13 protein-coding genes, 1 pseudogene and 1 other annotated feature are annotated in these 24728 nt (G+C 68.2%); of the genes and pseudogenes, 5 read left to right on the plus strand and 9 right to left on the minus strand.

Going from position 1 to position 24728, the window contains the following annotated elements:
* Positions 1-203 precede the first annotated feature (203 nt).
* A complete protein-coding gene (locus tag ACIBFB_RS20090; RefSeq protein ID WP_397232242.1) occupies positions 204-1973 on the plus strand; it encodes a stealth conserved region 3 domain-containing protein in 1770 nt (589 codons plus the stop codon).
* Between the two features lie 322 nt (positions 1974-2295).
* Here the strand turns inward: ACIBFB_RS20090 and ACIBFB_RS20095 are convergent, their stop codons facing one another.
* The 3 genes from ACIBFB_RS20095 to ACIBFB_RS20105 all read right to left on the minus strand — a co-directional run bounded on the left by ACIBFB_RS20095 (position 2296) and on the right by ACIBFB_RS20105 (position 4999).
* Positions 2296-3027, minus strand: coding sequence for an IS3 family transposase (locus ACIBFB_RS20095; protein ID WP_397232244.1), 732 nt, complete (start codon positions 3025-3027; stop codon positions 2296-2298).
* A 31-nt stretch (positions 3028-3058) separates the two neighbouring features.
* Positions 3059-4270 (minus strand): IS701 family transposase, encoded by a 1212-nt coding sequence (locus ACIBFB_RS20100; protein WP_397232370.1) that lies wholly within the window; start codon positions 4268-4270, stop codon positions 3059-3061.
* 337 nt (positions 4271-4607) lie between these two features.
* Positions 4608-4721: a sequence feature (AL1L pseudoknot), on the minus strand.
* Complete coding sequence (locus ACIBFB_RS20105; protein ID WP_397232246.1) at positions 4679-4999, minus strand: transposase; 321 nt, start codon at positions 4997-4999, stop codon at positions 4679-4681. Its footprint overlaps the feature before it by 43 nt.
* Before the next feature lie 241 nt (positions 5000-5240).
* Here ACIBFB_RS20105 and ACIBFB_RS20110 point away from each other — a divergent pair, with 241 nt between their 5' ends.
* Entirely contained in the window at positions 5241-5390 is a 150-nt protein-coding gene (locus tag ACIBFB_RS20110) for a hypothetical protein (RefSeq protein WP_397232248.1), read from the plus strand.
* A gap of 571 nt (positions 5391-5961) precedes the next feature.
* On the opposite strand, the gene ACIBFB_RS20115 is transcribed toward ACIBFB_RS20110, so the two are convergent.
* Both ACIBFB_RS20115 and ACIBFB_RS20120 read right to left on the minus strand, forming a co-directional pair.
* Positions 5962-13143, minus strand: coding sequence for an RHS repeat-associated core domain-containing protein (locus tag ACIBFB_RS20115; protein WP_397232250.1), 7182 nt, complete (start codon positions 13141-13143; stop codon positions 5962-5964).
* 68 nt (positions 13144-13211) lie between these two features.
* On the minus strand, positions 13212-16664 hold the full coding sequence (locus ACIBFB_RS20120) for a LamG-like jellyroll fold domain-containing protein (protein ID WP_397232252.1): 3453 nt from the start codon (positions 16662-16664) through the stop codon (positions 13212-13214).
* A gap of 1073 nt (positions 16665-17737) precedes the next feature.
* Here ACIBFB_RS20120 and ACIBFB_RS20125 point away from each other — a divergent pair.
* The gene (locus ACIBFB_RS20125) at positions 17738-19048 is read left to right on the plus strand and encodes an ISAs1 family transposase (RefSeq protein WP_397232254.1); all 1311 of its coding nucleotides are present in this window, start codon (positions 17738-17740) and stop codon (positions 19046-19048) included.
* Positions 19049-19231: 183 nt separating this feature from the next.
* On the opposite strand, the gene ACIBFB_RS20130 is transcribed toward ACIBFB_RS20125, so the two are convergent.
* The 4 genes from ACIBFB_RS20130 to ACIBFB_RS20145 form a co-directional block, all read right to left on the minus strand.
* The gene (locus tag ACIBFB_RS20130) at positions 19232-20176 is read right to left on the minus strand and encodes an NADP-dependent oxidoreductase (protein WP_397232256.1); all 945 of its coding nucleotides are present in this window, start codon (positions 20174-20176) and stop codon (positions 19232-19234) included.
* Positions 20177-20429: 253 nt separating this feature from the next.
* Entirely contained in the window at positions 20430-20906 is a 477-nt protein-coding gene (locus tag ACIBFB_RS20135; RefSeq protein ID WP_397232258.1) for a peroxiredoxin, read from the minus strand.
* A 241-nt stretch (positions 20907-21147) separates the two neighbouring features.
* Entirely contained in the window at positions 21148-21819 is a 672-nt protein-coding gene (locus tag ACIBFB_RS20140) for an SDR family NAD(P)-dependent oxidoreductase (RefSeq protein WP_397232260.1), read from the minus strand.
* A gap of 130 nt (positions 21820-21949) precedes the next feature.
* Positions 21950-22693 carry an NADPH-dependent F420 reductase gene (locus ACIBFB_RS20145; protein WP_397232262.1) on the minus strand — a complete coding sequence of 248 codons (744 nt, stop codon included), beginning with the start codon at positions 22691-22693 and terminating at the stop codon, positions 21950-21952.
* Between the two features lie 321 nt (positions 22694-23014).
* Between ACIBFB_RS20145 and ACIBFB_RS20150 the strand changes: the two genes are divergently transcribed.
* Together ACIBFB_RS20150 and ACIBFB_RS20155 are read left to right on the plus strand one after the other, a co-directional pair.
* A complete protein-coding gene (locus ACIBFB_RS20150; RefSeq protein WP_397232264.1) occupies positions 23015-23719 on the plus strand; it encodes a TetR/AcrR family transcriptional regulator in 705 nt (234 codons plus the stop codon).
* A 601-nt stretch (positions 23720-24320) separates the two neighbouring features.
* A pseudogene (locus tag ACIBFB_RS20155) lies at positions 24321-24686 on the plus strand (transposase domain-containing protein); the annotation flags it as partial.
* Positions 24687-24728: the final 42 nt, after the last annotated feature.

Below are 24728 nucleotides of genomic sequence, written 5' to 3' on the forward strand. Positions count from 1 at the left end.
CAGCAGATGCCAGCAGGCGCACTGGAAATCCCGGATGCGATCGAGGGCGAGCATCCCGAGTGAGTCTCAATCTCATATCGACGCGAACGTCAGGAGTACCCCATTCGTCCCTTCCATGAACACCTGGCGCTTATGCTCCTTTGGCGTGGCACAGAGTCCCACCTGGAAGCCGCTCCCCGACCTCGACAGAAGGATCCTCCTCCATGGCCCTGGCAGCACGTGTGAAGCGAGCCGGCGAACGACTCCTGCCTCCCGCCACCAGGGCACGCCTGGAAGAGGAACGCCGCCAAGCAGCCGAACAAGCCGCCGAAGAGCGCCGCCAGGCCGCCGAACACAAACGGCTGGCCAAGATCGCCCAGCGACGCCAGAACCTCCTCGACACCGACCCGACCGTGCGCCCCGTCACGGTCGAAGACGCGGACCTCCTGGGACGCGTCGTGGACGACTTCACCGCCGCCGACGCCTCCACGCACAACCTGCGCCTGGTCACCACCGCCCTGGAGACCGCCGGAATCGACTACTTCCTCGTCCGGGGCCGCTCCCCCCTGCGGTACGTGGTCGGACTTCACCGCTCCGAGCGCAAACGCGTCCTGGAAGCCATGCGCGAGCTGTACGCCTCCACCGCCCTGTACGCCGTCAAACCCGGACCCCAGGGCACCACGGCCGCCGCCTGCGCCTACGTCGACGGAGCACTGGACGAGGAGATCAAGTCCGGCCTGACCATCCGCTTCGCCGAACCACTCCTGTCCCCCACCGGGACGATCCTGGCCGGGTTCGAGTACGGGTGCGACGTGGAGTTCTGGCGCGACGGCGCCACCCTGCTCGAGCGCGACAACGCCCAGGAGATCCTGTCCAAGCTGCGCACGCAGACGCCGCCTGATGTCCTGGCCGACTCACTGGTGGCGCCGCGCCGCAACAAGGTCGCCGACGTCCTGCCCCGCGCAGAGCGCAAGCCCGCCACCCTGACCGTGGCCGGACGCGACTACCCCACCTTCGAGCCGTTCACCTGGACACTGGTCGACCAGGTCGACTTCCCCGTGGACGTGGTCTACACCTGGGTCGACGGCGACGACCCCGAACACGCCGCCAAGCGCGCCCGCCACCGCGGTGACGACGCCGCGACCGGGCTGGCGGCCAACGCCTCCCGGTTCACCGACCGCGACGAGTTGCGCTACTCCCTGCGCTCACTGCGGATGTACGCGCCGTTCGTGCGCCACGTCTACCTGGTCACCGACAACCAGGTCCCCTCCTGGCTGGACGCCGACGCCGAGGGCATCACCGTGGTCGACCACCGCGACATCTTCACCGACCACGACGCGTTGCCCACCTTCAACTCCCACGCCATCGGCACCCGCCTGCACCACATCGCGGGCCTGTCGGAGCACTACCTGTACTTCAACGACGACGTGTTCCTGGCCCGACCCGTCGGGGCGGAGGACTTCTTCCACGCCAACGGCATCGCCCAGCTGCCCTTCTCCCCCTTCCAGTTCGGGGTGGGCCAACCGGTGCAGGGCGAGGTCGCACCGAACTCGGCGGGCAAGAACGTGCGCGCCCTGTTCACCGAGGAGTTCGGGCGCCAGATCACGCACAAGTTCAAGCACACCCCGCACCCGCAGATCCGCCAGGTGATGCTGGAACTGGAGGACAGGTACGCCCAGGAGGTGGAGCGCACCACGCGGTCGCGTTTCCGCGCGCTGTCGGACGTGGGGTTCGCGGCCACCATGCACCACCACTACGCGCTGCTCACCGGCCGCGCGGTACCGGGCGAGTTCCGGATGCGCTACGTCGACATCGGTGCCCCCGACGCCCGGCAACGGCTGGACCAGCTGGACGCCACCGACGAGGTCGACTTCTTCTGCCTCAACGACCTCGACACACCACCCGAGGCCCAGGAGACCGTGAACCGCATGGTGCGGGAGTTCCTCCAGGCACGCTTCCCGTTCCCCTCCCCCTACGAGAAGCCCGCCGAATAGCAGCGATTCGTGCGGGTGGCACGGGACGAATCCACCCGCACAACCACGGGGTGGTGGGAGGCGATCCCGGCACACCAGAGCTCGAACAATGGCTACTCATCTAGTGGGGATCTGTAGGAGACAAGTGGATCCTCACCCACCGAGCTTCCTCCGGATGCCGGGGATCCAGGTCGACCTGCACCAGCCAACGCCCGGGGCGAAGGGAGATCTCCTCGAAGCGGTCAGCGTCGCCGATCGAGAGAACCCCGGAAGGCAGGACGATCACGGACGCGTGGTCGGACGAGGGCACGGGAACAGCATGGACGTATGCTTCGTGCCGGGTTTATTGGAGGCTGGGAACCAACGCTTCAGCCTGTGTTGACCCGGCCTCGTTCCGGTAGAAGTCGTCTTCGAACTCCGCTGGTGGGACCAGCCCGATCTCTCCGTGCAGACGGCGGTGGTTGAACCAGTCCACGTACTCGGCCACCGCGATCTCCACCTCGTCCAGGCTCCTCCACGGCCCGCGGTTGCGCACCAGCTCGGCCTTGAACAAGGAGTGGAACGCCTCGGCCAGCGCGTTGTCATAGGAATCACCGGTGGTGCCGACCGAGGCCACCGCACCCGCTTCGGCCAATCGTTGGGTGTAGCGCACCGCGAGGTATTGCACGCCCCTGTCGGAATGGTGGACCAGACCGTCGATACGCCGACCGACGTGTTCGCGGTTCCACACCGCCATCTCCAACGCGTCCAGGGCCAAATCGGTGCGCAACGACTTCGACACCTGCCAGCCCACCACCCGGCGGGAGAACACATCGATCACGAACGCCGCGGAGACCCACCCGGCGAGGGTGCGGATATAGGTGATGTCAGCGACCCACAATCCGTTGGGCGCATCGGCTGCGAAGGAGCGTTCCACCAAGTCCGGACGCAGGTCCGGAACCGAACCAGGCACGGTGGTGCGAGGGCTCTTGCCGCGGGTGATCCCGTGCAGCCCCGCGCGTTTCATCAAACGGTGGACGGTACAGCGGGCCACCCGGTGGCCCTGACGGTTGAGTTCGGCGTGGACCTTGCGCACCCCGTAGTACTCCAGTTGTAGATCCGGTTTGTCATGATTCTCGGGCTGCCTGTCTGCGGTAGTGGCAGGCCCTGGCCCGTGCCTGGTGGGAGCGTCTGAACACCGACCACGCCAGCGTGTGCTCCACATCCGGCAGGGAAGCGAACAGGGCGTGCAGCAGACGGGCGATCTCGTTGCAGGTCAACGCCACCAACCACTCCGGGACCGGATGCCGGCGAAGCTCGGCGAGGCGGCAGACGGCCACGAACGCGTAGGCGACCATCGCCAGCAGGCTCCACCGCTGCCAGGAGGTCCACGTCCTGACCTGGTGCTCGTCCAGCCCAGACAGACCTTTGCCCTGTTGGAAGGACTCCTCCACCCGCCAGCGGCGTCCGGCCACCGCCACCAGACGGGCCAGCGGCACCGGTTGGCAGGCATAGCACCGGTAGAACGCCAGCTCGCCGGTGGTGCGGTTGCGGCGCATCAGCACCCACCGCACCCCGACCTCGTCGGCGTGGTCGTCGATGAGCGCCCAGTCGTAGAACCGATCGCCTTTGGCCCCCGCCCCGGCCGACAGCTTCTGCCAGGCCGTGTCGGGGAGGAGTACGGCCAGCTCCTTCAGCGCCACCGGGCCGCGCGGGGTGGTGAGGCGATCGGTCGCGGCGACGGCCATCACATACCCGACGCGACGCTCCTGGAGGAAGGTGCGCAGGTCGGGGTTGCGGCCGTAGACCTCGTCGCCGGCCACCCATGCGGTGGGGGTGTGGTCCAGGGCAGCGGCGATCATCTCCTTCGCCAGTTCGGGTTTGGTGGCGAAGGAGATCTCGTCGGGCACCCCGACCGCGGCGAGCCGGGCGGCATCGTCGGTCCAGGTCCGGGGCAGGTAGAGGCGGTGGTCGATCAGGGCGTGCCCAGCGGAGGTGGTGTAGGCGAGGTAGACCGCTACCTGGCAGTTCTCGATCCTTCCGGCGGTGCCCGAGTACTGGCGGGCCACCCCGACAGTGTGGGTGCCCTTCTTCACATCGCCGGTCTCGTCCACGACCAGGACCACGTCATCGCGCCCCAGGCGGGTGGTGACGTAGCCGCGCAGAGCGGCAGCCAGCGCCTGCTCGTCCAGGCGGGCGCGGTTGAGCAGGTGCTGCATCCGGTAGGGGGCGCGGTGTCCGGCGTGCTCGGCCAGGCTCCAGCAGTTCTTGCGGGTGAGCGGTGCGAGCAGGGCGCTGACCAGGTCGTGGGCAGTGGTGCGGGTCTCGGGGCGGGCCAGGTACGGATCGACGACGGTGTGGACGAGTTCGTTCAGCAGGTGCGGCCAGCGTCGGGCCGCTACGCTGGTGGCTGCGGCCACCGCCTGCGTCTTCTTTGTCTTCACAACCATCGATGATCGGGCGGTGGCCGTTCGCGTGTCCGGGAAACGGCCAGGTCAGCTCGGTGAGACCTCCCCGATCCCGACTTATGGCCACCGGCCAGGACAAACCGGATCTACAACTGGAGTAGTAGACGCCGTAGTTGTCGGCGTGCACCTTCGTGATCTTCTCACTCGTGACAGCGTCGGTGCGCGACCGTAGTGAGGGCGGCCGGGACTTGGCCGCGTAGTAGGTGGACGGGGCGAACTGCAAGGTGTCGCAGATCGGCTCGACCCCGAACTCCGAACGGTAGGCGTCGATGTAGGCGACTACCTGTGATGTGGGCGGTCGAGCTCCGCCGCGAAGAAAGCCGACGCGGATTTGAGGATCGCGTTGGCGCGCTTGAGTTCGCGGTTCTCGCGCTCCAGCTCGGCGATCCGCTGGACCTGGTCGGTGGTGGTGCCGGGCCGGTCCCCGGCGTCGACCTCGGCCTGGGTCACCCAGTTGCGCAGGGTCTCGCGGTTGACACCCAACTGGTCGGCGGTGCGGGCGATGGCCCCATCGCGGGTGGCCGCGTCCCTGCGGGCCTCCACCACCATCCGGGTAGCGCGTTCGCGCAGCTCATCGGGGTACTTCCTCGGTGCGGGCATGTCTCTCATCCTTCCCAGGGTTGAGAGCCTCCATCACACCCGGCACGAAACAGGGACTCGTGGAGAGCCCGGTGCCGGGAAACCGGCACGCCGGGTTCGGGCGAGCGGCCAGGGGAAACGACCGTGCGGAAACGCCGGAACCGCGCCCCTGGCCGACTCGCACAACTCCAACCACCACATCCGTGATGTCACGTTCGGTGAGGACGCCTCCACGGTCCACACAGGCAGTGCTCCCCGCGCGATGGCCACGTTGCGCAACCTGGCCATCGGGGCGCTGAAGGTGACCGGAGCGGTCAACATCGCCAAGGCCACCCGCGCGATCCGGGACCTACCCGAACGAGCCCTGCCGTTCTTCGGGATCGGTCACGAACCCGACCTCTCGGGAACTTGAACGAGCCCTGTGAGCTCGGTGAATTGTTCTGGTGACAGTCCGGTTATATGCTCCAAGTCCAACGGCTTCTCTCCGGGGTTTTGGTCTCTCAACTCGAGATCCCAGCAGAGGAGCCGTTGCTGTGTCCTGGGAACACTGAAATCCGTCAGGGCGGACTTGAAGAGCCCATCATAGGGTCATCATCCTTCTACTCACGTAAGGACTTATGAATAAGCCTCCAGGACAGAGCCGCCTCATAGGGCTTTTTGAGATGAGCCCTTACCGCGAGCCACAGGTCATTCAGTCATAACTTCAGAGGGCCGAATCGTTAGAGTGGGCTGCCGATCCGGGTCCGCAGCAAGCAAGCGAGCGCGCCGAACTTCGCCGATATGTCTTGAAGTTTCTTCAACCGTAAACCTCCCATCTGTCACGTGAGGTGGATTGACGTGCCCATAGGCCTTAGACTCCGTTAACTCTACGCCAACCCCAAACGCGTGGACGCACAGGATCCTCACCTCGAAGACACCACCCACCATCTCAGAACTGAGTTTTCCCCATCGAGAGGGAGAGAGTTCGTGTATATCCCTTCCTTCTAAAATGGCGGCCACAGCCTATTCCTTTCCAAAGTCAACTCATTGAATAGGTCAATTTTGGCATGCGGGATCTCCCACTCCAACCCAGGGCCACCTTGGTAATTAAGCCCAGTGCCAAAATTCCCCTCAAAATCCGAGCGCCTGAATACAAATTCAATGTAGAAATCTTCGTGACTGCCAACAGAATAGTCAGCATAGTTCGGGGCGACGACGTCCTCGGTGCCCACGTGTGCTCTCCCGCCCGGCTCCGAGTGTCGTGCCGGATTGAGCCCATTGGCAAGCTCGTCTTCTCCGTTACCCCGCTGCGACGCCCTGTACACCGAGGTCAGATCATCATCTGATCCACAGTTGTGGTTGAGGAGGTCCACCGATCCGGCGGTCACGTGGAACGTGTGGACGCCCTGGACGGTCAGGTTATGGACCGTCGACGCCTGCGTCCAGACCCCAACCGCGGACACCTGCACCCACGTGCCCGCCGAGGTCTGCAGCCACATCCCCGGAGCCAGATCGATCGCGTCGACCCATTCCTCCAGTTCGGGGACCCAGAACGGGTGCTCGTCGGTCGCGATCACCCCGTCACCAACCAGCGTCGGGCCCGGGATCCCGCCACGGCCCTCGTCAGACTCCGTGTCCTCGCCCTCAGGCGCCTGACGCTCGGTGGTCGGATCCACCGTGATCTCCACCAGCGTCTTGACACCCGACCCCACGATCGTGGCCAACACCGTCCGAGCCGACAGTTCACCCGTCTCCGGATCGGTCGCCACCACCCGGTCCCCGACGTCGATCTCCTCGATCGGCTTGGTCGACCCATCAGCCATCAACACACCCGTGCCCGGGGCGAAACTATTTCGGGTGCAGCTTGCTGGTCGTCGGGGTTCGGGAACGGAGATGTTGTCGAGCCTGCGACCGGCATCGATCAGACCGTCGATGCCCTCGATCAACTCACCGCCCAACTCGGCGATCTTGCGCCCCAGCTCCGCGGCCTTACCCCACCGCAACCCGTACTTCGCGGCGATCTTCGCCGGCAGACCGCCCACGAACATCAACGCGACGTTCAGCGCGGTCTCGCCGCACGCCCCCAGATCGCCCGTGGTGAAGCACTCCAGCCCGGCGGTGATCCCCAACTCGTCGGCGACCAGCTGGGCCAAGCCCATGGCGGCCTCGATCAGTTTCTGGCGGGCCTCGTACTTCTCCTGCGCGGCCTGGTACTGGGCACGGTAGGCCGCCTCCCGGGCCACAGCCGAGGACGACCGCTCCCTGGGCCTGTACCACTGCTGGGTCTCCACGTGCCCGCCGACGTTGCGGTAGGCCCTGCCGGTGTGGTGCTCGTACCAGTACGTCTTCCCGTTGCGCTTGGCACCGGTGTAGACCCGCTGACCGCCGGACTCGGTCAAGCCGTCGACGATCAGGTACCACAGCCCGCTGGCGTCGCTGTAGGTCGCCGGACTGTTGTTGGCGTAGGCGTAGCCGTGCATCTGCTGGTGGTCGGTCACGTCCATGACCGGGTCCACCGAGATGAACCGCCCCAGGTTCGAGTCGTAGGCCCGCGCACCCAACTGCGTCAGCCCGGTCGACTCATCGATCGTGCCGCCCACGAACCCGCGGTCGGAGGGCCACTGCCCCTGGCCTCCCCGATCGGTGCCGAACACCGTGGTGTACCGGTGCGTCTCCTCGCCGGTGCGGGCGTTGACCGCGACCTGACCGGTGCCGTGGTGGTCGGAGTGGATCCATGACAGGGTGCCGTCGTTCTGGCGCACCGCCACGGTCTCGCCCGCGAAGGCGTAGAACCGGGTGGCCTCCTCCACCATGGTCTGCTTGTCGAAGCGCACCTCCATGCCCGGCAGGTACAGGGTGGCCGCGTCCGGGGTGTGGCGGATCAGGCGGGAGCCGTCGGCGTCGTGGACATAAGAGGTCTGGCTGCCGTCCTCCTCGGTGACGCGGACCAGGTTGCCCTCGGAATCCCACTCCAGGTCCTGGTCCCGGGAGGCGGTGGTGCGGCCGGTCATGTTCCCGGACGCGTCGTAGGAGTACTGCTCCAGCCGGTCGCCGCCGGGCCCGGTCTCCTCGACCTGGGTCAGCATCTGCGGCCGCAGCCCCGAGGCGTCACCGTGGGTGTAGGTGCGGGTGATGTTCGCGGTGGGACCGTGCTGGACCTCGGTGGTGCGGTTTCCCAGGGTGTCGTAGGTGTAGGAGTGCCAGTAGGGGGCCGGACCACCCAGGGCGTCAGCCGAGGGGGCTGCCTCGCAGGCCTGTGCGCCGGTGGTGTCGGGGGTCCACACGTCGGTCATGCGGCGCAGGTGGTCGTAGGTGAAGCACTGAACGTCCGACTGCAGGTGGGAGGCGGTCGGTTCGTTGCGCAGGTTGAGGACGTTGCCCGCGTCGTCGTAGGTGTAGTGCTGGTTCACCAGCGAACCGGTGACCCCGAGTTCGGGGGTCAGGTTGGTCTCGGACAGGCGCCCGGTGGTGGTGTCGTAGTGGCGTGTGAGCCAGGTCGATGAGGTGCCCGCCTGGTCGATGTCCATCGTGCGCTGGGTCAGCTCGCCCAGGTTGCTGTAGTGGGCACCCGTGACGTATCCGGTGATTCCGGACATCTGGGTGGGCAGGCCGAGGTCGTTGTAGGTGTAGGCCACCGTCTCCTGGCCGAAGGCGCCCGCGGCGGGCATGGTCTGGGCTCTGACCGAACCGTCGGGGTTGTACTGGGTGCTGAACCGGTAGCGGCCCGAGATCCCGGTCTCGCTGGAGGGGATGAGGATCTCGCTGGTGATGGGCCGGTAGAACTCGTCGTAGTTCACCACGCGCATGGTGTAGGCGGCGCCGTCCGCGTACCGGGTGGAGGAGGTCAGGTGCCCCTTCTCCTTCGTGTCGTAGACCCATCGGGCCCGCAGCGGACCTTCGGTGGAGTCGTCGTGCAGCCCGGTCTGGCGGCCCAGTGCGTCGTAGGTGTGGGCGAGGGTCTCGCCTCGGGCGTCGGTGGTGGTCACCAGTTGGTCGAGCTGGTTGTAGGTCATCGTGCTGGTGCCCGAGACGGGGTCGTCGGTCTGGACCAGGCGGCCGCGCAGGTCGTAGGTGTTGGTCCAGGTGTTGCCCTCGGGGTCGGTGACCGTGGCGAGTCCGTCGTTCTTGGCGTAGGTGTAGGTGATGGCGTCGTAGTCGCCCTCGGGGGTCGGCCCGTGGTGGGTGCGCACCTCGACCAGGCGGCCCTGGGCGTCGGTGATGGAGGTGGTGGCCACACCTCCTTCGGGCGGGGTGACCAGGGTGCGGTCGCCGTGCTCCTCGGTGGTGGTGCGCCAGCGCTCCTCACCGAACGCCACGTGCAGGACGTCGGTGGCACGGCCGGCCCCGTCGTAGACGGTCTCGGTCTGGCGGGGGATGTCGGCGTCGTTCGCGGCGACGAACAGGGTGTCGCTGGGGTCCTCGGCGTTGTGGTAAGCCTCGCGGGTCTTGACGATCTGGCCGAGGGAGTCGTGGAAGGTGTCGGTGATCAACCTCCCTCCGTCCACCCCTGGACTCGGGGACTGCGTCTGCCGGGGACGCAGGAAGCCGTCGAAGATCTCGTAGCTGGTGTTGTACTCGGTGGCGTTGCGGAGCGTGTGGGTGACGATGGAGGTCGGCGCGTCCTGACGGATGTGGTACTCGAACCTCGCCGTCGGGATGTCGGTGTCCGGGTCCCGTCCGGGCAGCCACACGCCCGTGAGACGGCCGAGCGGGTCGTAGTCCAGGCTCATGGTTCGGCCGTTGGCGTCGGTCTCGGACACCGGCAGGCCCCGGGCGGGGTCGACGTATGTGGTGGTGGTGTGGCCGAGCGGGTTGGTCTCGGTGACCGATTCGGGTAGGCCCGCCGCGGTGTAGGTGTAGTCGGTGGTGGTCACACCGTCGGCGGCGTCGGTCTCCGAGGCGGTGTTTCCGTACTCGTCGAAGGACGCCTGCTGCACCGTCTGGTAGACGGGTGCGCCGCCGGAGTAGGAGTCCAGCTTCTCGGTGCGGGTGGGCAGGCCGTGGGTGGGTGCGGCACCGTGGGCCAGGCCGTCGTAGGAGATGCGTTCGTCGGTGACGACGTCCGCGGGACGGTCAGGGGTGGTCTCGCAGTCCACCGCGAGGGTCTCGTTGCGGGAGACGAGGTTGAGGATCCAGGCGTCGGTGTCGCTGACGTAGGTGGTGTTGACGCACTTCTCGTCACCGTCGACGGCCACGTCTCCGTGGTCGCGGATGCGGGTGATGGCCCCGGTGTCGTCGATGGTGTTGTCGACGCGGGTCTCGAACCAGGTCCCATCGGCCTTGCGGCTGAAGGTGACCTTCTGTTCGGTCTGGACCATGTGGGCGGTCTGGGTGCCCCAGCCGTGGGTGACCTCGGCCGTGGTCCTCAACCAGGGGGTGCTGATCTCGCGGGAGATCTCCTGGCCGTCCACGCCGTCGCGGACGATGACCTCCAGGAGGGTGCCGTTGAGCTCCTTGCGGTCGGTGTGCTCGACGCCGCGGGAGTCGGTGACGGTGGCGCTGCTGGTTCCGCCGCCGGATGTCCGGTTTCCGTCCATGCCCTGGAAGTAGAGGTACTCGGCCTCGGTGCGGACGTCGCCCTCCTGGCCGGTGCGGACGATGACGCGGTCGTACCCGCGCCAGTCCGCCCAGGTGCGGTACTTGTCCTTGACCATGCCGTCGGCCTCGGTGTACCGCCAGGCCGGGGTGCCGACGTAGTCGTAGCTGGTGGTCTGGGTGGGCTGGTCGGTGACCAGGTCGAGTTCGTTGACCTCGGTGACGACGTACTTGTGGAACCAGTCGGTCAGCTCCACCCCGCCTTCGGGGGTCCATCTGACCGGGTAGCAGCGCTGGGTGTTGTCGTGCGGCTCGGGTGTCTGGCCGTGAACGCACTCGGGCTCGGAGTAGGTGATGTCGAGTTGGGAGCCGGATTCGGTGCGGACCTCGGTGAGACGCCAGCGCAGCATCGGTGCGAGGTTGTCCTCCGCCGAGTCCACGCGGTTGGGCAGCTGGGTGCCGCCGAAGGAGACCTTGGGCATGGTCTCGGTGCCGCCGACGTGGCCGGAGTGCTCGATGGAGTCCAGCCACAGGGTCGCGCCCGTGCCGTCACCCGCTTCGGGGAAGGAGTGCTCCAGGGTCCAGGAGTCGACGGGCGCGTACTCTCCGCCCTGGCGGATCTGGGTGGTGACGGTGTCCAGCTTCTTGGTGGACCAGAAGGACGGCGAGTGGCGTCCCGCGCAGGAGGTGCCGGAGTCGCAGTCCAGGTCCAGGGGGACGTCGGGCCAGTGCTCGGCGTTGCCCGACGTGCGCTCGCCCGCGGCGCAGTCGAAGGTGTCGGTGGCCAGGCAGCGTTCGGAGGTGGAGAAGATCACCCGCGCCGGGGCTGTCGCGTACACGTCGTCGCTGCGCAGCCCGTACTCGATGCGGCTGATGTTGGCCGCCCGGACGTAGGGGGTGGCGGTGTTGGTGAGGTTGCGGCCGTAGTGGTTGGTCTCGGCGTCGTAGTAGTACGTCATGACGTTGCCGTGCACGTCGACGACGTAGTCGAGGTTCCACTTGTAGGCCTGTTGGCACCAGGAGTCGGCGAAGGTGGGGTCGTAGCAGGGCTGGCCGGACTCGGCGGCGTAGACGGGCATCGTCTGCGTCGACGCGGTCTCGGGGTCACCGCTGGACCAGCCGGGCAGGCGGTTGCGACCGAAGAAGTACTGGGTCCCGTCCGGAGTGGTGACCTTCCAGTACTCGCCGTCGTCGGCGCCGTTGCTGGCGCCGGTGAGCCGCTCGACCTTGGTGCCGTCGTCGTTGGTCAGCCGGTAGGTACCGTCCTCGTGTTCGACGAGGGCGCCGGAGTGGCCGCTCATGGACAGGGTGACGTTGTCGGTGTTCCAGCACAGGTCACCGGTCTGGTGTCCGGAGTCGGAGCACGCGGCGTAGCGGCGTTCGATCGCCCCGGGGGCGTAGGAGAAGCCGTCGCCGATCCAGGAGGTCTGGTTGTTGGAGGTGGCGATGCGTCCGTCGACCCCGCCGGAGGAGTAGCTCAGCCCGAGGGACGGGGCCAGCTGGCTGGGCGCGGGCGGGGTGGTCAGGCCGTAGGACCAGGAGAAGTCACCGGAGTGGGTGTTGACGTTCCAGGTGGAGGACGCCGACAGCTGGGTGGCGGCGTAGTCGCCGTTGCCTCCCGCGGCGGAGGCGGCCACGGCGAACAGGGCCCCCTGCTCGGGTGCGGCGGGCACGACCGCGCTCAGGGTCTGCTGCTGGACGTCGTTGTCCAGGTCCTCGGTGGAGTCTAGGACGACGGCGTCGCCGTCGGCACAGGAGTCGTCGAGCACGCACTCGTCGATCTCGGTGACCTGAAGGCGGGAGGCGTAGTCACCGCCGTAGGCCGCGGCGAAGTCGGCGTAGTCGATGTCCAGCGCGACCGGGGCGACGGTGGGTGAGGCGTCGGTGCGTGTGACCCGGAGCAGCAGGCCGTTGATCCCGGCTGCTTCGGTGGTCCGCTGGTCCAGGACCTCCAGCCGGACCGACTCCACGGGTTCGGGGGACGTGTCGGCCTCGGGGCCGCCCCCGTCGACGGTGGGTTCGGAGGTGTTCTCGTCGACGGGTTCCCGACGCAGTTCCTCCCGTGCGGGCGACGGGCTGGGCTCGGGTGAAGGCTCCGCCTGATCCGAGGTGCTGTCGCTGTCCTCCTCCGAAGCCGCGGGGCTCTCGGACGAGTCCTCCCGGGTCCGTTCACCACCGCTGTCGGCGGCCGAGGGCTGCTCTGGGTCGCCGGGTTCCTCCGCCGGTGCGTCAGGTTCCTCGTCCGCCTCCTGCCCGGTGTTTGTGTCCGCCCAGTGTTCGGGAATCTCCCAGTCGGAGAGGTCCTCGCCGGTGACGGCGGTGACAGAGAACGGTGAGTCCGCCTGCGCGCTGAACGACCGTGCCTGTGGGCCACTGAGGTCCACATCGGTGGTCGCCCCCTCGGGCCACGCCGCATTCTCCGGTGCCGTCATGGCGGCCTCAGCCACCGCGTCGTCGCGCTCCGCCGTGTCGGCGACCAGGTTCTGGCCCTCCACGGAGGGGGCGTCGGTCGTTTCCGGGCGCGGGTTGTAGCCCATGGCCGATGCCGGGATGGCGTTCAGCAGGCTGACCATCAGCACGAGGGAGAGCGTGTAGGTGATGCCTCTGCGGAGCGGTCCGGGACGGGCGGTCGTGTCGCGGCGGGGGGTCACGGCAGTCCTCCTGCCTCTCGCCCGGTGGGGCGGAGGCGGTCACGGGGTGGGGTGGGGGTGGGGGAAGGTCAGCTCTGGGTGTCGGGGAACTCCCCCGCGTACACGCGGGACAGGTCGCGGTCGTTGAGGACGCCGCGGTAGGCGTGGACGTCGTCGACGTCGCCGGTCCAGTGGTAGGTGGTGGAGCCGGCGTGCTGGGCGCCGCCGATCCGGAGCGGGCCGTCGGCGTGCCAGGCGTGGTCGACCGCCACCCGTGACTCCTCGAATCCGTTGACGTAGAGCACGAGTTCTCCGCTGGTGTGGTCGTAGACCCCGGTCAGGTGGGTCCACTCCCCCAGCCGTGCGGCCGTCGCGGAGTAGGCGTAGGTCCATCCGTCCGAGCCGGAGGTGGGGGCGTCGTCGTGGGGCGCCATCTTGAACACCCACGCGTCCTGTGATCCCTGGTAACCCAGGTGGAATCCGCTCTGGAACTCGCCCGCCTGGCTCACGGCCGTGGTGTTCTGGCCGCTTCCGGTCTCGTCCAGGCGAACCCAGGTGGAGACGCTGAAGCTGCGGTCGGTGCGCACGGCGGGGCCGCCCGCCTCGATGTACTCGTCCACACCGTTGAGCCGGACGCCGGGGGACGCGGTGATGTCGTTCTCGGCGGTGTTCCAGGCGGTGCCGGGGTCGGCGTTGAGGACGGCGTCGAGCCCGTGGTCGGTGGAGTCGTCCACCGTCGTGCCGTCGAACTCGTCGAGCATCCAGCGACCCTCGGCGGCCACCGGCCGGTTGGCCAGGCGCCACGCCTCGGAGGTGGTCTCGGTGTCGGAGACGGTGTCGTTCAGCACGAGGCGGTCCCACACCTTGACGTCGTCGATCGCGCCGGGCCAGTAGTAGTTGCCGTCGCCCTGGAAGAGGCCGCGTCCCATGGTGAGCGGGCCCTCGGCGTTCCAGGGGCCGGTGTGCGTGGCGGTGTCCTGCGCGACGCCGTCCACATAGAGGGTGATCTGGCCTGTCTGTGCGTCGTGGGTGCCCAGCAGGTGGGTCCACACACCGACCTCGACCGGTGCGGTGGACATGACATAGGTCCAGTCGCGCGAGCCGTCCCAGTACTCGTCCTCCGGGGACATCTTGAACACCCACTGGCCGGTGTTGCCCTGGTAGCCGAGGTGGAAGGCGCTCTGTTGGGTGCCTTCCTGGGCGACGGCGGTGTGGTGGGCGTCGGCGCGGTCCAGTTTCACCCAGGCCGAGACGGAGAAGGTTCCGCTGGTGTTGACGGCGGGGCCGTCCGCGGTGATCTCGTCGTAGGGGCCGGGGTCCCCGTCGGTGTAGCCGCTGGTGTGGACCGCGGTGCCCGCAAGGCGCGGGGTCGGGTTGGTGTCGGGGGCGCTGACCGAGCCGACCCTGCCCCTGACCCAGTCCACGCCCTGCGAGAGGGTGGCGCCGCGTTCGGGGTCGGCTGTGTCGGTGGCTCTGTTCCCTTGTCCCTCGTCGAAGGGGAAGTGGGCGACCGGGTCGCTGGGAGGGGCCACGAGGAAGGAGTAGGCGAGCACGCAGTCGGAGGAGTTGCCGAAGGCGTCGACCGTGCGGGCGTAGATCCAGTTGGGTCCCTCCAGGCGGGGGGTGAGGGTCACGGTCACCGGTTCGCCCGGGGTGGCGGGTGTGAGTTCGGTGGAGCAGGTGTCGTCGTTGAGGGCGTAGAAGTAGCTGGCGGCCTCCTCCACGCCATTGTTGGAGAAGATGAACTCTCCCGGCTGGCCCGGAGAGCCGTGGAACTCGTCGCCGATCGGGTAGTTGGTGGAGGTGACCTCGGGTCCCTGTTCCGGACGTGAGGTGCTGACCATCAGGTAGCAGTAGTCGGACCAGCCCGACCAGGAGGTGCCGTCGTGGGCGTTGGCGCGGTAGGCGATCAGCACGTCTTCGGGGAGGGTGTCGGATCGCACTGACTGGTAGGAGCCGGAGGACCAGACGGCCACGTTGGTGGAGGCGGTGTCCACGTCGCCGAGCCGTTGGCCGTCCACCCACCAGGCGAACCGGGTCTTGACCTTCTGCCGGTTGGCCGAGGTGGAGTCGCGGTCGCGGACGTAGGCGGTGAAGGTCGGCCGGGTCTCGTTGATCAGCCGGGGGTTGTCGGGGTCAGTGGCGCAGGTGCCGCCGTGGGAGTCGGAGAGCTCGGTGGGAATCTCGGGCGGGTTGTTGTAGTCGATCTGGAGGGTCGGGTTGGAGTCGAAGCGCCGCCAGTCCCAGTTGTTGGAGGATCGGGTCTCGTTGCCGCGCAGGCCGAGGGTGGTGGTGTTGTGGCCCGCGTCGCGGCTCCACACGTAGCCGTCGGTGGCGTCGAACTCCACGGTCGGGGAGGCTCCGCCGGGGCAGTTGGAGCGGCCGGCGTTGATGGTCTGCGTGTCCAGCCTGGTGATCCAGGAGGGTTGGGAGCTCCAGGTGGTGGAGGAGGTGATGGCGTTGGTGCGCCAGAGTTCGATGCTGGCGTTGGTGCACCCGTAGGCGTGGGTCACCCGGGGGCGGAAGGTGGCCCGGATAATGTCGGCGTTGCGGGTGCGCGAGTCGATGCTGAACCGCCAGAACGACCGCTTGGTGCTGCCTTCCGCGGGCTCGTATCCGACACCGGGGTCGTGGGAGGTGGGGTAGTTCCAGTAGGACTGGCTGGGGTAGTTGCGGTCCACGTAGGTGCGCCCCACCCTGCTGACGGCGAGCGAGGGGTCGATGTAGACCGGGTACTCGGTCGCGGTGTCCCCCAGCATGGCCGCGTCGGGTACCAGCCGGATGGCGTCGGGGCTCACGTCGACGTCGAGGAGTTCGGTGCGCGCACCGGAGGGGGCCATCAGTGTGGGGTCCTCACCGGTCTCGTCCACCCCCGCGGAGTCCCACATGGCGGGTGCCACCGCGCTGAAGACGCTCTCCTGCCCCTGGTCACCGATGGCTTCGAGCGTGCCGTTGTCGGCGGCACGCATGGTCACACCCGTGGTGCCCAACGCCAACTCCAGTGCGGTCAAATCCTCGTGTTGGGCGGCTTCCGAGGTGTGTACGACCAGGACCTGGCCGAATCCGTCCGCTCCGGCGGTGAGCACCAGGTCGACGTCGGGGAGGACGTCGGCGTACGTGGCCTGGGGGCCGTCCAACGAGGGCGTGGGCAGGTCCTCGTGCCAGCCGAGGTCGACGGAGTTGGAGCCGAGGCCGATGCTCGCCAGGTCCTGGTCCCCACCGCCGGAGAAGACGATGTCCGCGCTGACCGCCTTCGGCCGAACGCTGCCGTCGGATGCCACGACCAGGTCGGTGTCGACCGGGGTCCAGCCGTCCTCGCTCCGTACCCGAACCGGATAGGCGCTCTGCTCCATGGTGAAGCTGCCGTCGGGGTTGGCCAGGTGGCGGGTGGTCTCGGTCGTGGCCGCGGTGACCTCGACCGATTCTCCGGACTCCTGGGCCAGGATCAGCGCCTCCTGGTCACCGACCAGGTCAGCGGTTGAGGTGGAGGGGCCTCGGTCGGGCTCCGCCGCGGCGGCGGGGATGGGGGACAGAGCGGACATGAGGAGCACCGACGCCGTCACAGCAGCGCAGGATGCTCGCACATGGCGGGGCATGGCAGAGCTCCAACCCAGGTTCGGGGGATCACCTCGTGGGGCGCCGCGTCGTCGGGACACGGCAGGTGGTTGTCCTGGGACCGGGCAGGAAGTTAGCAGCCGGGAATGTACCGCGCTACAGTGACGCACAGCACACCATTCCGTGCACACATGTCACGACATGCAGCTTCCTCCACAGAATCGGTACTGAGATCCATGCTGTCCAAACGTGGCCGACTTCTGCACGTTTAAGTCGCACGTGCCCCGTGACCGACGGAAATGACGCAACCGCCATCACGAGAGCCGTGATCACAGCGCAGCGGTCGACCGCCACCCGACGAGAACCGCGCGAGGTGCCGTCGGACGCCGCGCACCACCCGTTCGTGCTCCGTTTGTGCTCTTCAGTTCCGTACTGACACGACACCGGGCGGCATCACCCGGTCTCAGACGGCACGGCGGATCGGTCGGGGTAGCTTGAAACGGTACGTAGCGACACGTGACGGTAAGTAAAAATCTTTTAATCCGATGGCCGCAGGTTCGAATCCTGCCGGGTGCGCCACAAAACCCCAGGTCACAGGGGTTATGCGAGGACCTCGCAAGAGGTCCTCGCCGCGTTCCGGGGCCATGTGTGCTCCTGGTGTGCTCCCCAGTACAAGGTCCCGTAGAAGTCGGCCCCTACCTCCTGAGCACTTTGCCCTCCCGTGACCGCGGCGGCACCACCGCGGGGCGGTGCCGCGTCCGCCCACCAGGGCACGCGAACGGCACCCACACGGCCGCTCAGGCCCCGCGAACGCGCCCCACCCAGAAAAACCACCAGGGCCCCGGAGTTCTCGTGTTTTGCCGGGAAGCGCACGAACGCCGGACCTGGATGGGTCTCGGGGGCATGACTAGGTTCTGACATGCGAAAACGGGCACGGGCCCGAAGGATCATGGAGTTGTCGAGAAACCACGATCCGTAAGGCCACATGCCCGCCGTGTCATCCTCCCGCACTCCACGCCTGTCTTCAACCGCACCCGCGCAACCACCCACCCCCGACCTGATGGACCACCTGGCCACCATCGACGACCCGCGTGATCCACGCGGCCGCCGCTACGGCCTGCCCACCCTGCTCGCCCTGTGCGTGTGTGCCCTGACCAGCGCGGGCCACGACACCACCTGCGCCATCATCGAGTGGGCCCACAACGCACCCCGCCACATCCTGCTCGCCCTGGGTCTGCCCGTGTGCCCCTTCACCAGGCGGATCCGCATCCCCGACGAACACACCCTGCGCAACCTCCTCACCCGACTGGACCCCGCCCAGCTCACACGCGCGGTCCTGGCCTACCTGGACATGCGCACCCCACCCGAGAAGAGCCCGCCGCGCACCCCCACCGGGGCACCCGAACGCGAACACCGCCGCTCCCACCACCAGCGCCACCGATCCCCGCCCGAGGAGCCCCGCCACACCGCCTACGCCACCGACGGCAAGACCCAGCGCGGAGCCCGCGCACGCAAGGGCCAGCGCTCGGCCTCGGTGGTCTTCCACGCGGCCCGCCACCACGACGCCGCCATAGTGGCCAGCACCCGGATCCGGAGCAAGGGAGCCGAGACCAGCGCCTTCACCACCCTGCTCGACCAGCTCGACGACGACCGGCTCCGCGGAGCCCTGGTCACCGCCGATGCCCTGCACACCGTGGCCGACCACGCCACCTACCTGCGCGGACGCGGCGCCCACTACCTGATCTACGTCAAGGGCAACCGCCCCACGCTGCACGGACAACTGGCCGCCCTGCCCTGGAAGGAGGTGCCGCTGGCCCATGCGGAGAGGCCCGTACACGCGCATGGGAGGGAAGAGCGCCGGTCTGTGAAGGTCACCGCGGTGAACGGTTTGGCCTTTCCCGGGGCGTGCCAGGTGGTGCGCATCGAGCGCCACCGCCGCCCGCACGGAAAGGCAGAAGGCAGCCGCGAGGTGGTCTTCGCCGTCACCGACCTGGACGCCCACCAGGTCTCACCTGCGGAGCTGGCCGCGCATGCCCGCGGGCACTGGACGGTGGAGAACCGGGTGCACTACGTGCGGGACGTGACCTTCAAAGAGGACGCGCGCCGCACCCGCACCGGGGCCGCGCCGGTCGTGCTGGGGTGCCTGACCGATATCGTCCGCCAGGCGCTGGCCGCCACGGGGTGGAAGAACATCGCGTCAGGGCGCAGAGCCCACACCGATCCGGGCAAAGCCCTCGAACTGCACGGAATCAGCCGAGGCAATCCTGTACGGATCAAAAACGCGAGAACTCCGGGGCCCTGCCTCCAACCCAGGGGACCTTTGATCCGATGGGGGGCTCCCCCCAGTTCCCGGTCGCTCAGGTCAAGTTGACGGTCATGGACGGGGCCGGAGTGCCCACCCCGGCCGACACAGCCGGGGAGATCTGGGTGCGCGAACCCTCGGTGGCGGCGGTGTACCGGACCGCCGCCGGGACGGTGCCCGTGACCGACAGCGTCGGCGTTCAGGGACCCCGCCTTCAAAGAACGACTCGTTGACGAGGTGAACAGGGCCGGCTTACTGAGTTGGGTCGACTACGCGCTTGCCTCGGGCGTGGCCGGTCTCGACCGCGCGGTGGGCGTCCTGGACTGCGCTCAGCGGGTAGACCTGCTCGACCACCGGGCGCAGTTCGCCGCGGTCCACATATCCGACCAGGGCCTCCATGTCGTCGCGCCGCATCTTTTCCGACATGAAACGCATCCGAGGGCCGGGGAGCAGCACGGAGAGCAGGGCGAACGGCAGGCCCTTCATGGTCATGGTGACGGCGCGGCCTCCCCTGCGCACCATCCGGTGGTACTGGCGCGCGGAGCCTCCGTGGCAGTCCACGAGCGCGTCGAACTCCCCGGTCAAGGCGCCGGGCTTGATCGAGTCGTAGTCGAGGACCTGGTCGGCTCCGAGCTCACGGCAGAAGTCGGCATTGCGGGCACTCGCGACGGCCGTGACGCTCGCGCCCATGGCCTTGCCGAGTTGGACGGCGGTGCTGCCGACTCCACCGCTGGCGCCGACCACCAGGAGCCGCTGGCCGCTCTGCAACCGCAGCCCGTCCCGCAGGACCTGCAGAGCGGTGAGGCCGACGGCCGGCAGCGCTGCCGCCGAGACGAAGTCGATGGTGCTGGGCGCGGCCGCCAGCTGCTCCGGCTTCGCGACGAGGTACTCAGCGACGGCACCGGTCCTGCGCATGCGGATGCCCAGGAAGCCCCATACCCGCTGCCCGGGCTCCAGACCGTCGACGCCCGGGCCGAGCGCGGCCACCTCTCCCGCGTAGTCCACACCGGTCCCGCGGGGGAAGGACCCCAGCCGGAGCCGACGCAGCTGAGTGTCGATGGGATTGACGCCGGCCGCGTACACCTTGACGAGTACCTGCCCGCGCGCCGGAGTCGGCATGGGGACATCGCGGATCTGCAGCACTTCCGGCCCACCGGAGCGGTCGATCTGAGCCGCTCTCATCGTACCGTTCGGCATGGTCATGCTCCTGTCTGACGTGTTCGAACGCGGGGTCGGCCACCGGCCAGGTGCGCGTCGCGGACGCCTCCTGCGGCTGCGGCCTTCTAGGGGGTGGGTGCCTGCGGTCAACAGGGAGGCGAACCGGGCTTCGCCGCTTCACCACTGGCGAAGTCGGGGAGCGGACGGCGGAGTTGTCGTCGGGGAAACGGGTTGGACAGAACCTGCTCTGTGGCACAGCTATCCACCCGGCCTGAGGTGGATCGCGGCGGCGTCAGACCGGGTTCTCGGTCTGGATGTTGCGGACCACGTCGAGCGCATCGTTGACGTGCTGGTCCGTGTTGGTCAGCGAGTTGAGGACATGCCGGACCGTCCCCTGACGGTCGATGACGTAGGTGACCCGGCCCGGGATGATGCCCAACACGCTGGGCACGCCGTAGTCCTTGCGCACCTGCCCCTCCTCGTCGCTCAGCAGCGTGAAGGGCAGGTTGTGCCGGGCGGCGAAGGCCGCATGCTTGTGCACCGAATCCGAACTCACGCCGATGACCTCGGCTCCGGCGTCGGTGAAGACCTCGTGGCTGTCCCGGAAAGCACACGCCTCGGCCGTGCAGCCGCGGGTTTCGTCCTTGGGATAGAAGTACAGGACGACTACCCCGTCGTCGAGCCGGTCGTACAGCCGGACCGGTGCACCGGATTGTGACGGCAGGGTGAAGTCGGGCGCTTTGCCGCCCACTTGTATGCCTCTTGCCATGTCCGTCTGCCTCTTTTCTTCCGCCGCAGGCAGGAGATCGCTCCGGCTGCGGGTGGGGTGGGAGATCGGGTGTACCGGCGGCGTAGGTGATGCCGGCCGCCGTCCCCGCGCAGGGGACCTGAGTGGTGCCGGCTCTCCCAGGAAGGCCGGCACCACTCACGCGGCACGAACATGAAGCCGTAGCCGGGCCTGCGGTCATCCGCCGCGCGAACTGCCGCTGCCGCGGATCAGTCAGAGGGGCTCAGGGCGTGTCTCCGGGAAGGGCGTGGACGATCTCGGGCTTGTCTCGCTTGGTGTGGGCGGTCCAGTAGTGCTCGGCGATGGTGTCGGCCTCGGTGCCGGGGCCGCTGCCGATGAAGACGCTGATGGCCACGTGCGCGGCATGAATGCCGCGCTCGGCTAGCTCGACGTTCAGCGTCATCGCGTAGTTGCGCAGCGAGGCGGCGGCGATGCCGATGGTGGCGAAGCTGCCTCCCCTCGGCTGTACCGAGGAGCCACCGGTGGAGAACAGAAGGGTGCCGCTGCCGCGCTCCAGCATCCCTGGGAGTACCTGGCTCACGGCGGCGACGGCCCCGTAGAGGTAGTGGTCGATCTGAGGTTGGAGGTCCTCGGCAGTCGCCTCGGCGGCGGAGACACCGGCGAGGCCCCGGTCGGCGGGCGAGTATTCCAGCACGTCGAAGGGACCGAAGCGGTCGGCTGCGGCCGCCAGTGCCGAGCGCACGGTGTCCGGGCGCATCACGTCGGCGGCGAAGGCGGCGGCCTCGACTCCGTCCGCCACGAGCTGCGCGGCAAGGGCTTCGACCTTCTCCTTGGTCCGGGAGATGAGGGCGACGTGGAAGCCTTCGGTTCCGAAGCGGCGGGCGATGGACAGCCCCATGCCGGGGCCTGCTCCGATGATGGCGATGACGGGCATGCGACGAGCTCCTGTTCGAAGTGATGAGGAAGTGGCTGAGCGGAGGAGTACGACCGCCAGGGGCTGCGGCCGTGGACAGGACGTGTGAGACGCCGACGGGCGATTGACGTCCGGCCGGAGCGGGCCGCCTCTAGTAGGAGAAACGGCCGCCTACCGGGCCCCGGACTGCGCCGACGGTCAGTTCCTTCACCTTGTGCGCGGGCACCGGGGCTCCGGAAGTCTCGCGGACCCAGCGCATGACCTCTTCCTGACCCGTTCCGAACGGCGGCAGGCCCGGGAAGTACGGGTACACGTAGACCGGGGTGTTGGGTTCGCTGCGCCAGCTCTCGGTCAGAGTGCCGACGTCCACCGCGTCGAAGCCGAGGGTGTCCAGCAGTTCGGTCACCTCGGCCTTGGCGCTCGGCTCGTCACCGGCGATGGGCAGCGCACTGCGATCGGGCGCCCCAGAGGGACGGGCGAGGGTGAGCAGGCAGCGGAAGGAGATGTTGTTGAACGCCTTGACCACATGGGAGTCGGCCAGGTGGCGCTGCACCAGGGCGCTGGAGGTCAGCTCGCCGGAGTCCAGCTCCGCGATGTGGCCGTCGCGGTCGGGGTAGTAGTTCATCGTGTCGATCACGGTCTTGCCCGCCAGTGCGGCGACAGGCAGCTTGTCGTAGGCGACCAGCGGAATGGTGGCCACGACCAGGTCGCCGGACCGGGCGGCCTCGGCCGGGGTGGCCGCGCTGGCGCGGGAGCCGAGTTCGCCGACGAGGTCGCTGAGGGTCTCCGGGTTCCGGGAGTTACTGAGGACGACGTTCAGGCCGGCGTTGACGGCGTGGCGGGCCAGAATGCCGCCGATCGCGCCGGCGCCGATGATTCCGAGAGTCTTCGTCATGGGTCATGTCTCCTGGTAAGTCAACAGAGCTGGGTAGGAGGTCGCTGGGGCAGAGCTTCGAAGGGTGGGAGTGGGCCAGGCTCGATCACGCAGGGGCAGATTCGAGGAGGCCGCCATCCGCTGGGCCCACAGGAACGCCGACGGTTCTTCGACCCTTTCCCGGCCACGGCCGGGCCGGTCGCGAGACGTGGTCACCGGCGGAACATGCGCGGGAGACGCTGGTCCGGACTGCGTAGGCGACTGGCGCCACGCACTCCCGACCATACAAGTCGAGGGGTCCCTCATGTTGCCCATCGTAGCAGCAAACATGAGGACTGCCTCATGTTGGATATCCTCTTGGGTATGTCGACTCAGCGAGCACGCGGCGAAGCCGCGACGGGCCGTCCTCTGCGGCGTGACGCGCAGCGCAACCGGGACGCCCTGCTCTCGGCGGCTCGCGCATGTCTGGCCGAGCAGGGCATGGAAGCCTCGCTGGAGCAGGTGGCCAAGCGAGCGGGCCTGGCCATCGGCACGCTGTACCGCCATTTCCCCACACGCCTCCACCTCGTGCAGGCGGTGTTCGCCGACAAGATCGAGGCCTGGCGGGAGGCCGCAGAGAAGGCCGTCACCATGGACGACGCGTGGGAGGGGCTGCGCCTCTTCCTCGAGACGATGTGTGAACTCCAGGTCGGGGACAGGGGATTCCAGGACCTGGCTGCCATTCGGCTGCCGGAGACGGCATGTCTGGCGGGGGCGCAGTCACGCATCTATGAACTCGCCGTCCGCATCGTGGAGCGCGCACAGGAGCAGGGAACGCTCCGCTCCGACATCACGCCCGAAGATCTCACCTTCGTGATCTGGGCCAACGGAAGCGTCACCGAAGCCACTGAGGACGTCGCACCGGGGACTTGGCGCCGCTTCCTGCACCTGCTGCTCGACGGATTCCGCGCCGAGCGTGCGCATCCGCTTCCCCAACCGCCGTTGAGCAAGGACGAGTTGTACCGCGCCATGCTCCGACTCGACGGTGATCGCGACCGCACTGGGTGAAAGACGGTTCTCCGCGACCGCGCACCGCGTGACGCCGCGCACAGGTGCCTGCCCTGGGCCGTGATGTTCACCAACACCACCCGCAAGCGCTCGAAGACCTGCGGAACCGACCCGTCGGCATCCCCTCGCGGCACGACACCGATGGGCGTACCAGCACAGGAGCGGCGTGACGGGCGGCGTGGACCACCGAGCGCCGCCCGGGAGACATGTCGGTGTCGCGACGCCGACACGTCACCCCGTGAAGCGATCCACGAGTGCCTCATTCGGCGTGCGGTAGGCGATCGCAGCGACCAGCGCGGGCCGTGTCGCACAGGTCGCCTTCGAGGAGTTCCGGCTGCCGCACACCATGGGGGCAATCCCCAAGGCCGCGAAGTCAGCTGATCGCCGGAGGCGGCGAGTCGGGTGTCTGCGCTGGTGGGGGCGGCGAACGAGCGACAGGACCCCTGGTGGACGATGGCGATCCGCCAAGATCAAGCCAGTCCACCGACGGGATCCCGTTGCGCCTCCAGTCTGCCATCACCACGATCACGCGTCCCCTCACGGTCGCCTCCGGACTGTTCGCCCCGGGGCACCTCGGTGAACTGACGCCGTACGCCCCTTCGAACTGGTCGACGCGGTCCTGGAGGAGACCGGCCGGGTCCAGCAGCGGCTGCGGGCGCTGCCCTCCCGGGTCGGCGTCTACCACGTCCTCGCGCTCGTGTTGTTCCCCGAGCTCTCCTACGCCGCCGTCTGGCGTCAACTCACCGCCTCCCTGGGCCTCGTGAGGCCGCCGGGAGTCTCGGAGACGGCCCTGCGGCACCTGCGCCGTCGCCTGTCCCCGGCCCCCTTCAAGGCCCTGTTCCATACCCTGGCCGTCCCGCTCGCCCCGCCGACCATGCCCGGCGTGTCCCACCGGCGCTGGCGCACGGTCGCCTTCGACGGCTACTCCTCGATCAGGACACCCGACAGCGACCGCGCCCGCACCTAGCTGGGGAAGATCCGCCACCGGCTCGCCTGGGCCGGCTACCCC

The organism is Nocardiopsis sp. NPDC050513, assembly GCF_044457925.1.
Taxonomy (GTDB): Bacteria; Actinomycetota; Actinomycetes; order Streptosporangiales; family Streptosporangiaceae; genus Nocardiopsis.

Excerpts from the sequence above, each read along its gene's own strand:
- ACIBFB_RS20090 (WP_397232242.1), top strand. The coding sequence starts at position 204 with ATGGCCCTGGCAGCACGTGTGAAGCGAGCCGGCGAACGACTCCTGCCT.
- ACIBFB_RS20105 (WP_397232246.1), bottom strand. The coding sequence starts at position 4,999 with ATGCCCGCACCGAGGAAGTACCCCGATGAGCTGCGCGAACGCGCTACC.
- ACIBFB_RS20110 (WP_397232248.1), top strand. The coding sequence starts at position 5,241 with ATGGCCACGTTGCGCAACCTGGCCATCGGGGCGCTGAAGGTGACCGGA.
- ACIBFB_RS20120 (WP_397232252.1), bottom strand. The coding sequence starts at position 16,664 with ATGTCCGCTCTGTCCCCCATCCCCGCCGCCGCGGCGGAGCCCGACCGA.
- ACIBFB_RS20125 (WP_397232254.1), top strand. The coding sequence starts at position 17,738 with ATGGACCACCTGGCCACCATCGACGACCCGCGTGATCCACGCGGCCGC.
- ACIBFB_RS20130 (WP_397232256.1), bottom strand. The coding sequence starts at position 20,176 with ATGCCGAACGGTACGATGAGAGCGGCTCAGATCGACCGCTCCGGTGGG.
- ACIBFB_RS20135 (WP_397232258.1), bottom strand. The coding sequence starts at position 20,906 with ATGGCAAGAGGCATACAAGTGGGCGGCAAAGCGCCCGACTTCACCCTG.
- ACIBFB_RS20140 (WP_397232260.1), bottom strand. The coding sequence starts at position 21,819 with ATGCCCGTCATCGCCATCATCGGAGCAGGCCCCGGCATGGGGCTGTCC.
- ACIBFB_RS20145 (WP_397232262.1), bottom strand. The coding sequence starts at position 22,693 with ATGACGAAGACTCTCGGAATCATCGGCGCCGGCGCGATCGGCGGCATT.
- ACIBFB_RS20150 (WP_397232264.1), top strand. The coding sequence starts at position 23,015 with ATGTTGGATATCCTCTTGGGTATGTCGACTCAGCGAGCACGCGGCGAA.